This window comes from Cupriavidus nantongensis (assembly GCF_041726985.1).
Lineage (GTDB): Bacteria > Pseudomonadota > Gammaproteobacteria > Burkholderiales > Burkholderiaceae > Cupriavidus > Cupriavidus nantongensis_A.
Genome location: NZ_CP168302.1, coordinates 1,076,394 through 1,088,335 on the forward strand (window position 1 = coordinate 1,076,394; position 11,942 = coordinate 1,088,335).

Genomic DNA, 11,942 nt, shown 5'->3' on the forward strand with positions numbered 1-11,942 from the left:
CGCGGACGGCCCGGCGGGTCCCTTCAGGGTAAACGCCGCCGCCCGTACCGATCGCACACCCGCACGCGTTTGGCCACCCATATTCTGGGGGGGGGCCGCGTGGCGGGCGGGATGCGAGGCGTGGGGCACGGGTCCAGCCCCATTCGGGGGATTTGCTCCCATTTACCGGCGTTAGGGCGTTTCTGCCAGTTCTGTTGGTTTTTGCCAGATGTACGCATACAATGCCCCGGCGTCAGCCGATAGAGCTGGCGGACCTGGAGAAGAAGCAAAATGCAGACGGGAAAACTGATGGCAGGGCTGGTCCTGGCCGGGTTGCTGGCCGGTTGTGAATCGATGGATGGCGCAATGTCCTCTATCAACGGCGTGCTCGACGGCACCGGCGACGTGCTCAGCGGCGACTTCCGCATGCTGGCCGACCCCAAGCCGGCTTCGCTGGGCGACATCTGGGCCGACTGGAAGAAGAACGAAATCACGGCGAAGAAGAAGTGGGACGCGCAGGCGATCCTGGTATCGGGCACGGTCTCGCGCATCACCAAGGTCGACGGCCTGAGCATCACGAACGACACCATCGCGGTCTACTTCAAGGATTCGGTCAATCCGCAGTGCACCGGCAAGGCGCTGATGCGCGATGCGATGCTGGTCAACCAGAAGAAGATCAGCAACCTGCAGGCCGGGGACAAGATCAACGTGACCGGCGTGCTGGCGACCAGCGATTCCGAGTCGGCCAACAGCAGCAACAAGGAATGCTATTTCGCCTTCGCCAAGTCGAAGATCGAAGCGGCACCGGCAAGCACGGCAGCCACCAGCACGGCCGCCCCGTCGAAGGCCGCCACCGGCACCAAGTCGAAATCGACCAAGACCAGCAAGAAGTAAGCAGTTCCGCGCGGAATGCGCCGGCGGCCGGCATGACCCGGCCGCCGGGCTCCTTGCCCCTGTGCCTGCCCCGCCGCGTGCTGGCTACGCCACACGCTGACGCCAAGGCTGCATCCCTTACACGCTCTGAAACCGTTGCACGGACGTCTGTCCGCCCGGCTCCCGTCCGCTGGGCCCCGCGAGGCAATTGGCCGCACGGTACGAATCTTGCCCCTTGGTGGTATCCGCCCGCGGTGCCGGCGCGACTTTGTCCCGGTTTCCGCACATGGGCGTCACCTTGTCAGGAAATCAGCATGGGCTACTACTACGATGAGCGTGAAGCGCGCGACCAGCGCGAGCGCCGCCAGGCATGGGACGACGATGACTGGCAGCCGGAATCGGAACGCGACCGCTGGCAAGCGCAGCGCCGACGCCAGCAAATGACTCCGGGCCAGACCAGCTACGGCGGCCCCGCCCGCCCGGCCCGGGAATTCAACCAGCAGTACGGCGCCAGCCGCTACCCCGACTATCCCCGCGAGGGGCGCTACGGCAGCGACCTGCGCTATGGCCTGAACGGCGGCTACGGCTGGGAACGCGCCGGCGAATGGCGCGACCCGCAGGCCTGGGAGCGCGACGACGAATACGCGGAACAGCAATGGCGCCAGAGCGCCGAACGCGCCCGCGAGCCGCGCGAACGTTATCAGTCGCGCGAGCGCTATGAGGGCCGCGGATCATCCCGCGACGAAGGCCGCGAGCGCTACTTCAGCGACCTGCGCAGCGACCGCCGCTACTGGACCGACCCGGACGACGATGAAGAGGAAGAACACCGCTACACGGTGCAAAGCCACAGTCCTGGCTATCGCCAGTATGCACAGCGGCGCGGCTGGGAGACTGATGAAGATCGCGACGATGATCGGGACGACGACCGCGAACACGGCGTGCTCTACAACCTGGGCCGCCGCATCGGCGAAGTGGTGGGCGACTGGTTCGGCACGCCCGACGAGCGCGAACGGCGCTCCGGCCCGCGCGGCTACCAGCGCAGCGACGAGCGCATCCGCGACCAGATCTGCGAGCGGCTCAGCTACGCCCGCGGCGTCGACGTGAGCGATGTCAGCGTCGATGTCAACGACGGCGTGGTGTCCCTGACCGGCACGGTGCGCGACCGCGGCCAGAAGTACTACATCGAGGACATGGCCGACGGCACCTACGGCGTCAAGGACGTCAACAACGACATCCGCGTGCGCCGCGACAGCGAGCGCCACGGCGAGTCATCCAGCGGCGCTCGCAGTGCGGGCAGCGCAACCAGCTCGGGAAGCGCTGGCAGCGTGGGTAGCGCTACCGCCACGACCGGCGGCAGCACCACCAGCACCACGACGGGCAGCACCTGGCGCGCATAAAGGCCAGCAGCCGGCGGAATCTTCCGCCGGCTTTTTTGTGGATCCCGCCACCGCCCGCACCGCATGCCCACGTCCACGCTGAAGATCGCTACCTTCAACATCAACGGCATCCGCAGCCGCGTAGGCGCGCTGTGCCACTGGCTCGCGCGCGAAGCGCCGGACATCGTCTGCCTGCAGGAACTGAAGACCGCCGACGAAAGCTTCCCGGCGCGCGAGATCCGCGACGCCGGCTATGGCGCGATCTGGCATGGGCAGAAATCCTGGAACGGCGTCGCCATCCTGGCGCGCGGCGCGGAACCCGTCGAAGTGCGCCGCGGCCTGCCGGGAGACCCCGACGACAGCCACAGCCGCTACCTGGAGGCGGCAGTCGCGGGCATGCTGATCGGCTGCCTCTACCTGCCCAACGGCAACCCGCAGCCCGGCCCCAAGTTCGACTACAAGCTGGCCTGGTTCGAACGGCTGATCGCGCATGCGCAGGAATTGTTCGACAGCGGCCACCCCGTGGTGCTGGCCGGTGATTACAACGTGGTGCCGACCGACCAGGACATCTACAACCCGCGCTCCTGGCGCAAGGACGCCCTGCTGCAGCCGGAAAGCCGCGAGGCCTACGCGCGCCTGCTGGCGCAGGGCTGGACCGATGCGCTGCGCCAGCACCATCCCGATGCGCCGATCTACACCTTCTGGGATTACTTCCGCCGGCACTGGCAGACCAACTCCGGCCTGCGCATCGACCACCTGCTGCTGAGCGCCGACCTGGCGCCGCGGCTGCGCGACGCCGGCGTCGACCGCTGGGTGCGCGGCGAAGACCACCCCAGCGACCATGCGCCGGCGTGGGTGGTGCTGGGCCCGGAGGCGCGGCGCAAGCGCGCGGGCTAGCCCGCTGCCTCCGCCACCAGCTTGTCGCGGATAAAGCCCAGGAAGGCGCGCACGCCCTCCGGCAGCGTGCGGCCCGCCAGCGTCTGCAGTTCGATGGCACGGCCGCGCATGCCGCGTTCGCGGATGGTGGCGGCGTGCAGCTCGCCGCGGCGCAGGCGGTCGCCCACGGTCACGCTGCCCGAGATCGACAGGCCGCCGCCGTACAGCACGAAGCTGGTCAGGGTTTCGAAATGGTTGGTCACCAGCACCGGCTCGAACACCATGCCGCGCTCGCCGCAGGCCAGGTCGAACAGCTGGCGCACGGTGTTATCGCCCTCGGGCAGCGCCAGCGGGTACGGCTGCATCTGCGCCAGCGTGACGCTGCGAAAGCGCGCCAGCGGATGATCCGGGCGCATGATGGCGATCACCGGCGCCGCCTGCCGGTGCGCGATGCGGATGCCCTGCTCGGCGGCGCGGCTGTAAGTGATGCCGATATCCGCATCGCCGTGCAGCACGATGCCGGTCACATCCGCCGGCGGCGCCACGCGCACGTGGAACTGCAGGCCAGGATAGCGCTGGCGGAACTCGGCGATGATGCGCGGCAGGAACTCGATCGCAAACCCGGCGGAACTGGCCACGCGCACCCGGCCGCGACGCAGGCCCTGCAGCGCGGCGATCTCGGACACCACGCGATCGGCTTCCAGCGCACCGCGCAGCGCGTAGGCCGCCAGCAGCTCGCCGGCGGCGCTGGCCACCATCCCGCGCGGGCGGCGATCGAACAACGGCACGCCGAGCAGGGCCTCGAGCGCGGCAACCTGCCGGCTCACCGCCGATACGGTGACATTGAGCCGCTGCGCCGCTTCGGTCAGCGAGCCGCTGCGGACCACTTCCAGGAAATAGCGCAGCGAGGTGTCCTGCAGACGATGCGACAACATGGGGCGGGCTCCGGCCGGTTTGCGTTTTACGCAAGGATAATTGAAAAAATCGTCGATTGCGGGAAAGCACGCGTCGCCCGTATGCTTTCCCACACATCACCGGAGACCCCGCGCATGGCGCCTGCCCAAACCCCCGCTACCTCGACCGACCCGATCACCGACCTCGATGCCGTCGCGCTGTCGCGCGCCATCCATGCGCGCGACGTCTCGTGCGTGGAAGTGCTCGATGCCTTCCTCGGCCAGATCGACCGCCACAACCCCCGCGTCAATGCCATCGTCGCCATGGTGGACCGCGACGCGCTGCACCGGCAGGCGCGCGCACTGGACGACGAACTGGCGCGCGGCGCCAGCCGCGGCCCGCTGCACGGCTTTCCGCAGGCACCGAAGGACATCAGCCCGGCCGCGGGCATGGTCACCACCAAGGGCTCGCCGATCTTTGCGGGCCAGGTCAGCGATACCGATGCGGTGATCTTCGAGCGCATGCGCGCCGGCGGCGCGCTCTTTGTCGGGCGCACCAACTCGCCGGAATTCGGCCTCGGCGGCCATACCTACAATCCGGTCTACGGCACCACCCGCAATGCATTCGATCCCACCCGCTCCGCGGGTGGCAGCAGTGGCGGGGCCGCGGTGGCGGTGGCGCTGCACATGTTGCCGGTGGCCGATGGCTCGGACATGATGGGCTCGCTGCGCACGCCCGCGGCGTTCAACCATGTCTATGGGCTGCGCACCTCAGTTGGCTGCGTGCCGCACGGCCCGGGCGACGAAGTGTTCTTCCAGCAGTTCAGCGTGGCCGGGCCGATGGCGCGCAACGTGCCGGACCTGGCGCTGCTGCTGTCGGTGCAGGCCGGCTTCGATGCACGGCTGCCGCTGACGCGCCGCAACGAGGCGCCCGGCACCTTTGCGCTGCCGCCCGAACGCGACTGGACCGGCGTGCGCATCGGCTGGCTCGGCGACCTGGGCGGGCACCTGCCCACCGAAGCGGGCCTGCTCGACACCTGCGTGCAGGCCCTGGCGCACCTGCGTACGCTCGGCTGCACCATCGACGCGGCGCTGCCCGACTTCGACCTGGAACGGCTGTGGCGCGCGTGGATCGACCTGCGCAGCTTCTCGGTTGCGGGCGCCAACGCGGCGCTGTACCACGACCCGGCCAGGCGCGCCCTGCTCAAGCCGGAAGCGATCTGGGAAATCGAACGCGGCCTGGCGCTACCGGGCACGCGCGTGTACGAGGCCATGGCCGAACGCAGCGCGTGGTACCAGGCGCTGCGCGTGCTGTTCGAACGCTTCGACTACCTGGTGCTGCCCGCCGCGCAGGTGTTCCCGTTCGACGCCGGCTGGGACTGGCCACATGCGATCGACGGCCGCGACATGGACACCTACCACCGCTGGATGCAGGCGGTGGTGCCGGCCACCATGGCCGGGCTGCCGGCACTGGCCGCGCCCGCCGGCTTCGGCCCGCAGGGCCTGCCCGCCGGCATCCAGATCATCGGCCCGGCGCAGGCCGACGCCACGGTGCTGCAACTGGGCCATGCCTACGACCAGGCCGGCGGCTTCTCGCGCGTGCGCAGCCCCTGGCTGGGCTGAGCCCCACTGCGCATCGATTCCGATTGGCTCCCATTCCTACAACTGCCGGCAGGAGTATCACGATGACTGCAATGCCCCCGAAGCTGTTTCTCGCCTGCGCCACCGCCGTGGCCGCGGCGCTGTCCGCCGCGCCCGCCGCGCAGGCGCAAACGTGGCCGGAGCGCCCGCTGCGGCTGGTGGTGCCGTTCGCGGCAGGCGGCGCCACCGACGTGCTCGGTCGGCTGCTGGCGGTCGGCCTGGGCGAAAAGCTCGGCCAGTCGGTGGTGGTCGAGAACAAGCCCGGCGCCAGCACCGTGATCGGCGCCACCCAGGTGGCCAAGGCCGCGCCCGACGGCTACACGCTGCTGCTGGCGGCCAGCACCACGCTGACGCTGAATCCCGCGATCCGCCAGCACCTTGGCTACGACCCCATCAAGAGCTTCACCCCGCTGGGCCTGGTCGCCGACATGAGCCTGGTTCTGGTGGCCAACCCCGACACGCAGATCGCCTCGCTGAAAGACCTGGTGACACAGGCCAAGGCCAACCCGGACAAGTTCTCCTACGGCTCGTTCGGCGCCGGCTCGTCGGTGCATTTCGGCGCGGAGATGCTCAAGGCCGCCACCGGCATCCGCATGGTGCACGTGCCGTTCAACGGCAGCGCCCCCAGCCTGACCGCGCTCGCGGGCGGGCAGGTGCCGGTGGCCGTCGATACCGTGGTGGCAACCCTGCCGCTGATCAAGGGCGGCAAGATCCGGCCAGTGGCGGTGCTGTCGCCGCAGCGCCTGCCGGCCTTGCCGCAGGTGCCGACCGTCGCCGAAAGCGGCTATCCCGGCTTCCAGATGGGCACCTGGTTCGCGCTGATGGCACCCGCCGGCCTGCCCGCGCCGGTGCTGCAGAAGCTGGAGAAGGCGCTGGCCGACGTTGCCAACGCGCCGACGACCAAGGCGCGCATGGTCGAGCTGGCGTTGACGCCGGCTTATGGCAATGGGGCGACGGTGAAGGCGCGGGTGGAAAAGGAATTGCCGGAGGTGCGGGCGGTGGCGGCGCGGGCGGATATTCGGGCGGAGTAACGAGGGCGGCGCGCGCTCAGCGCCGCACGCCGTCCACATGCGCCGCAAAGCCCACGGCTCGCGGCGCCACTTCCTCGCGCAGCGTGAGCTGCGGGATCAGGTAGTCCCCGCCGTTCTGCCTTCGGAACGGAATCGGCGCAGTCGTCCCCAGCGCATCCAGCCGCTCGCCCAGCTCCTCGCGAATCTGCGCAAAGCGCGCCGCATCGACCTTGCTGGTCCGATACACCAGATACGGCGGCAGCACGTCAAACCCGGGGTAGTGCAGGATGCCGTGGTGGATCGGGAACAGGATGTCGTCGATCGGGCCATTGATGCCGCGCGCGCTGTAGTGCGACTCCCAGCCGCCAGTGGTGACAATCAGCATGGCGCGCTTGCCGGCGAGGCTGCCTTCGCCATAGCGGTCGCCCCAGCGCCGGTCCGAGTGCTCGCCGACGCCGTAGGCAAAGCCATAGGCGTAGACGCGCTCGACCCAGCCTTTCAGGATTGCCGGCATCGAGAACCACCACAGCGGGAACTGCAGGATCACGGCGTCGGCCCAGCGCAGCTTGTCCTGCTCGCGCGCGATGTCATCGCTCTGCAGCCCGTTTTCGAAGGCATGCTTCGAATGCAGCGAAGGGTGGAACGGCGCGTCGGCGGGCGCAGCCGTGGAATCGGCGGCGTCGAGCTGCGGCTTCCATTGCATCGCATACAGGTCCGAGACCTGGACTTCGTGGCCAGCGTCGCGCAAACGCTGCACGGCAAAATCGCGGATGGCGCCGTTGAGCGAGCGCGGTTCGGGGTGGGCGTAGACCAGCAGTACTTTCATGGCGGTGGCTTCACAAGTGTTGGTGAAGCCAGCATAGGCCGTGGTCCGGTATATTAGAAATGAATATCCAATATTCCAGGTATTGTCATGACTGATTCCGCGACCAGCCTGAGGCGGCTCGACCTGAACCTGCTGGTGACGCTCGACGTGCTGCTGTCCGAGCACAACGTGACCCGCGCGGCCGAGCGGCTGCATCTGTCGCAGCCTTCGGTCAGCGTCCACCTGGCCCGGCTGCGCGACCACTTCGGCGATCCGCTGCTGCTTCCCGAGCCGCGCGGCATGCGCCCCACCGCCAGGGCGGAAGCGCTGCGCGAGCCGTTGCGCGAAGCGCTGGCGGCACTGGCGCAGGCGGTTTCCGCCGACACACCGTTCGATCCCGCCACGTCGACCCATACCTGGCGCGTGGCGGCGACCGACTATGGCGAATCGACCATCGTGCTGCCCGCGCTGCAAGGGCTGCGCAAGGCCGCGCCCGGCGCGCGCCTGGCGGTGGTCGAAATGGTGCCGACGCGCATCGCCCGGCAGGCCGAGCGCGCCGAGCTGGACCTGGCCTTCCACACCACCGACGGCTCGCCGCCGGCGCTGCACCGGCGCCCCCTTTTCACCGAGCGCTATGTGCTGGCGGGCCGCGCCGGCCATCCGCGGCTGAAGCGGCGGCCCACGCTGGCGCAGTTCTGCGCGCTCGAACACGTGATGGTGTCTCCGGACGGCGGCGGCTTCCACGGCGTCACCGACGAGGCCCTGGCCCGGGCCGGGATGCAGCGGCGCGTGGTGCTGTCGGTGCCGCATTTCCTGTTTGTCACGGCGGCGCTGGCCAGCACCGACCTGGTTGCAATGCTGCCCGAGCGGCTGGTGGGCAGCGCGCCGGCATTGCGCGCGGTGGCGCCGCCGGTCGAAGTGCCGGGCTACGAGATGTCCATGCTGTGGCCCGAGCGCGTGCACCGCGATCCGGCGCATCGCTGGCTGCGTGAACACATAGCCACATCGGTGTAAGCGTCGCCGCTATCTCTCTTTGCATACAAAACTGGAATACAATCACCGCTTTCAACGTTGCGGCATGGCCAGGCCCCCTGGCCCCTTGCCGTCCCAGTTTTGGAGGAGATCATGACGTTTTCGGAAACCGGCCTGACGTCCCGCCACGTGGCCGCGCTCGCGCCGATCGAAGACTACCTGCAGGGCCATATCACCGGCAAGGCCGAATTCATGTACAAGGCCTTCGCCGCCGACGCGCGCATCGTCTCGTTCCGCGACGGCAAGCTGCACTCGCTGACGGTCGAGGAATTCGCCACGGCGCGCTGCCCCGGCCATCCGGCCGCGGACGAAGCGCAGCGCAAGCGCTTCATCACGCAGTTCGACGTGGTCGGCAATGCCGGCGTGGCCAAGGTGGTGCTGGAATACCCGGGCGTGACCTTTACCGACTACATGACGCTGCTCGAGATCGACGGCGTCTGGAAGATCGTCAACAAGACCTTCAGCGCCGCGGCGCGCTGAGATCGGACTTCATCCCGGGCGTGCCGCGGCTCAGGCCGGCAACACCGCTGTCGCTTCGATCTCGAACAGCATGTTGTCCAGCGCCAGCCGCGGCACCGGGATCAGCGTGCACGCCGGCGTCGGCCGGTCGCCCCACATCTCGCGCAGCGCCGCGCCGAAGGTGCGCAGCCGGTCGTGCGAATGGTCCACCACCAGCACCGTGAGCTTGGCCACGTCGCCGACGTCGGCACCGGCCGCCTGCAGCGCAATGCGCAGGTTGTGCATGGCGCGCGCCACCTGGCGCGGAAAATCGAGCGGCAGGCATCCCGCCGCATCCTCGCCGCCCTGCCCCGAGACATAGACGATGCGGACCGGGCCTTCGACCAGGGCCACGTGTGAATAGCCGTTGGGCCGCGGGTCATACAGGCCGTCGGGATTGAGCAGGCTCAGCGCGTCATTGGGACGGGCGAAGGGTACGGCCGGCGTGACCGGCAATGCGGGCATGGCGGGCGAGCGCAGGGACGAGGGCGAGAACGGAAACATGGTCATCGGCTTGTGGAGGGCATCTCGGACAGAGGAGCCGCCAGTATCAAACCTCAAGTTAGGTTAAGGTCAAGCCCGGCCATGGTGATAGCATGGGGATTCCTGCGTTCCAACGTTGCAGCACTGCCTGCCCTTCGCCATGGCTTCCAAGCAACCGCCAGCCACGCCGCGCCGTCGCCGCCCCGCGCCCGCGGAAGAGCTGCTCTCCGTCGGTGACGTCGCGGCGCGCACCGGCATTGCGGTGTCCGCCCTGCATTTCTATGAAGCCCGCGGCCTGATCGCCAGCACCCGCAGCGGCGGCAACCAGCGCCGCTATGCGCGCGCCGTGCTGCGGCGCCTGGCGGTGATCCGCGTGGCGCAGCGCATGGGGCTGCCGCTGGCGGTGATCGCCGATGCCATGCGCAAGCTGCCCGATGGCCGCGCGCCCACCGTGGCGGACTGGCGCAAGCTGTCCGCCAGCTGGCGCGACGACCTCGACGAACGGATCCGCACGCTGACGCAATTGCGCGACCAGCTCGACGGGTGCATCGGTTGCGGCTGCCTGTCGCTGAAGGCGTGTCCGTTACGCAATCCGCATGACGCGCTGGCGGGCGAAGGGCCGGGGCCGCATTTTGCGGAGTGAGGCCGCGCGGTCGGAAACGTTGCCCCTTACTTGAAGGTCTCCAGGTACGCCAGCAGGTCTGTGATCTGCTGGTCGTCGCCCAGTCCCCAGAACCGCATCTTCGTGCCCGGCACCACCTTGCCGGGCGAGCGGACGAAGGCGCGCAGCGTGTCGTGCGACCACACCACCTTCGACGCGCGCATCGCGTCCGAATACTGGAAATCCGTCGTGCTGCCCGCGGTGCGGCCGAAGATTCCGTTGAGCTGAGGACCAAAGCCCGCGCGCGCGTTGCGCCCGACGTGGTGGCACGAAGCGCAGCGCGTCGCGAACAAGGCCTTGCCGGCCTGGAGATCGGCGGCGGCGGCGGTGGGAATGGCGGTGGAAACAATCAGTGCCAGCAGCGTGGCAGCGGTACGGCGCATGTGCAGCTTAGATGGGGAAATACCTTGAGCAGGGTTGGCATGATACATCCCGCGCCGGCACGCGGTGGCCGGACCGAGGGTTACACCGCGTCACACTTGCAACACTTCGCGCGCCCCATATTACAGCCCGCCCCCCTACAGTGAGCCCATGTCCAACGCCCCTTGGGAGGCAGCCATGAAACGAATCATCGCGATGGCGGTAGCAGGCGGTGCAATGCTGGTGGCCAGCGCTGGTGCTTACGCCGGTGTGAATATCGATATCGGCATCGGCGTGCCTGGCGTGGTGGTGGCGCAGCCGGCGCCGGTCTACCATCCGGCCCCGGTCTATGCGCCGGCGCCGGTGTATGCACCCGCTCCCGTGGCCTACGCACCGCGCCCGGTCGTGGTAGCGCCGCGGCCCGTGGTGGTGGCACCGGTGCCGGTGCGCTACGACAATGACCGCGGCTATCGCCGCGCCTACGATCGCGGGTATTACCGCGAAGGCTACCGCGACGGCTACCACGACCACCGCCGCGAATGGCGCGGGCGCGAGTGGGCGCACCGCCATGGCGACCACGACGACCAGGGCCGCGGCCACGGCCGCCGCTGGGACTGAGCCCCGCCATGGCGCGGCGGGCGGACGCCCGGCCACCGGCCGAAGCGTCCGCCTGCAAGGATTCGCCAGTCACGCTACCCTGTCGGCAATTTCCAATCCGGGCCCGGGGCCTTGGCCTCGCCCGGTCCATGCCCAGGAGCAGCCATGCCACAACCCCTGAAGATCGACTTTGTCTCCGACATCGCCTGCCCCTGGTGCGCCATCGGCCTGGCTTCGCTGCAGCTGGCGCTGCAGCGCGTGGGCGATGCGGTGGACGCCGAGATCGTGGTGCGTCCGTTCGAGCTGAACCCCGGCATGCGCCCGGAAGGCGAGGCCATCGTCGACTATCTCGGCCGCAAGTACGGCCGCACCCCGGCGCAGATCGCCGAAACCCAGGCGATGATCCGCGAACGCGGCGCCGCCGTGGGCTTTGCCTTTGGCCCGCGCACCCATGTCTACAACACCTTCGATGCCCACCGCCTGCTGCACTGGGGCGGGCTGGAAGGCAGGCAGCTGCCGCTGAAGCAGGCGCTGCTGCGCGCCTACCATGCCGACGGCAAGGACCCCAGCAACCATGATGTGCTGGTCGACGCGGCCCAGTCCGTCGGCCTCGACGCCGCCGCGGCACGCAAGGTGCTGGCGGGCGACGACTATGCCGACGCGGTACGCGCGGAAATCGGCGAATACCAGCGCATGGGCATCCAGTCGGTGCCGTCGATCATCTTCAACGACCGCTATCTCGTCACCGGCGGCCAGCCGGTGGAGGCCTTCGAGCAGGCCATCCGCGAGATCGCTGCAGAAGCACAGCAGGCACAAGGCTAGCCTCCTGCCTTGCCCGCCAATGCAAGTGGCCCGCCC

14 protein-coding genes are annotated in these 11,942 nt (G+C 68.9%); 10 read left to right on the top strand and 4 right to left on the bottom strand.

Translation table 11 applies throughout. From position 1 onward, the window contains the following. Positions 1-345: 345 nt before the first annotated feature. The 3 genes from ACEI37_RS04525 (at position 346) to xth (ending at position 3,125) form a co-directional block, all read left to right on the top strand. A complete protein-coding gene (locus ACEI37_RS04525; protein WP_373377537.1) occupies positions 346-873 on the top strand; it encodes a hypothetical protein in 528 nt (175 codons plus the stop codon). Between the two features lie 293 nt (positions 874-1,166). After that, positions 1,167-2,249 (top strand): BON domain-containing protein, encoded by a 1,083-nt coding sequence (locus ACEI37_RS04530; RefSeq protein WP_373377538.1) that lies wholly within the window; start codon positions 1,167-1,169, stop codon positions 2,247-2,249. 63 nt (positions 2,250-2,312) lie between these two features. After that, entirely contained in the window at positions 2,313-3,125 is an 813-nt protein-coding gene (gene xth / locus ACEI37_RS04535) for an exodeoxyribonuclease III (protein ID WP_373377539.1), read from the top strand. Here the strand turns inward: xth and ACEI37_RS04540 are convergent. Then, positions 3,122-4,039, bottom strand: a complete 918-nt coding sequence (locus ACEI37_RS04540) for a LysR substrate-binding domain-containing protein (RefSeq protein WP_373377540.1) — start codon at positions 4,037-4,039, stop codon at positions 3,122-3,124. The genes xth and ACEI37_RS04540 overlap by 4 nt on opposite strands. Positions 4,040-4,153: 114 nt before the next feature. Between ACEI37_RS04540 and ACEI37_RS04545 the strand changes: the two genes are divergently transcribed. Both ACEI37_RS04545 and ACEI37_RS04550 read left to right on the top strand, forming a co-directional pair. Beyond that, positions 4,154-5,620, top strand: coding sequence for an amidase (locus ACEI37_RS04545; protein ID WP_373377541.1), 1,467 nt, complete (start codon positions 4,154-4,156; stop codon positions 5,618-5,620). Between the two features lie 62 nt (positions 5,621-5,682). Continuing rightward, positions 5,683-6,669 (top strand): Bug family tripartite tricarboxylate transporter substrate binding protein, encoded by a 987-nt coding sequence (locus ACEI37_RS04550; protein WP_373377542.1) that lies wholly within the window; start codon positions 5,683-5,685, stop codon positions 6,667-6,669. Positions 6,670-6,685: 16 nt separating this feature from the next. On the opposite strand, the gene ACEI37_RS04555 is transcribed toward ACEI37_RS04550, so the two are convergent. Next, positions 6,686-7,474 carry an NAD(P)H-dependent oxidoreductase gene (locus ACEI37_RS04555; RefSeq protein ID WP_373377543.1) on the bottom strand — a complete coding sequence of 263 codons (789 nt, stop codon included), beginning with the start codon at positions 7,472-7,474 and terminating at the stop codon, positions 6,686-6,688. A gap of 87 nt (positions 7,475-7,561) precedes the next feature. Here ACEI37_RS04555 and ACEI37_RS04560 point away from each other — a divergent pair, with 87 nt between their 5' ends. Together ACEI37_RS04560 and ACEI37_RS04565 are read left to right on the top strand one after the other, a co-directional pair. Beyond that, positions 7,562-8,467 carry a LysR family transcriptional regulator gene (locus tag ACEI37_RS04560; protein WP_373377544.1) on the top strand — a complete coding sequence of 302 codons (906 nt, stop codon included), beginning with the start codon at positions 7,562-7,564 and terminating at the stop codon, positions 8,465-8,467. Positions 8,468-8,578: 111 nt separating this feature from the next. After that, entirely contained in the window at positions 8,579-8,965 is a 387-nt protein-coding gene (locus ACEI37_RS04565; RefSeq protein WP_012356871.1) for a nuclear transport factor 2 family protein, read from the top strand. A 30-nt stretch (positions 8,966-8,995) separates the two neighbouring features. Here the strand turns inward: ACEI37_RS04565 and ACEI37_RS04570 are convergent, their stop codons facing one another. Then, complete coding sequence (locus ACEI37_RS04570; RefSeq protein ID WP_373377715.1) at positions 8,996-9,448, bottom strand: RidA family protein; 453 nt, start codon at positions 9,446-9,448, stop codon at positions 8,996-8,998. A gap of 178 nt (positions 9,449-9,626) precedes the next feature. Between ACEI37_RS04570 and soxR the strand changes: the two genes are divergently transcribed. Then, complete coding sequence (gene soxR, locus ACEI37_RS04575) at positions 9,627-10,109, top strand: redox-sensitive transcriptional activator SoxR (protein WP_373377545.1); 483 nt, start codon at positions 9,627-9,629, stop codon at positions 10,107-10,109. Positions 10,110-10,135: 26 nt separating this feature from the next. On the opposite strand, the gene ACEI37_RS04580 is transcribed toward soxR, so the two are convergent. Continuing rightward, a complete protein-coding gene (locus ACEI37_RS04580; RefSeq protein ID WP_373377546.1) occupies positions 10,136-10,510 on the bottom strand; it encodes a cytochrome c family protein in 375 nt (124 codons plus the stop codon). Between the two features lie 175 nt (positions 10,511-10,685). Between ACEI37_RS04580 and ACEI37_RS04585 the strand changes: the two genes are divergently transcribed. After that, positions 10,686-11,105, top strand: coding sequence for a hypothetical protein (locus ACEI37_RS04585; protein WP_373377547.1), 420 nt, complete (start codon positions 10,686-10,688; stop codon positions 11,103-11,105). 144 nt (positions 11,106-11,249) lie between these two features. Then, the gene (locus ACEI37_RS04590; protein WP_373377548.1) at positions 11,250-11,906 is read left to right on the top strand and encodes a DsbA family oxidoreductase; all 657 of its coding nucleotides are present in this window, start codon (positions 11,250-11,252) and stop codon (positions 11,904-11,906) included. Positions 11,907-11,942 lie beyond the last annotated feature (36 nt).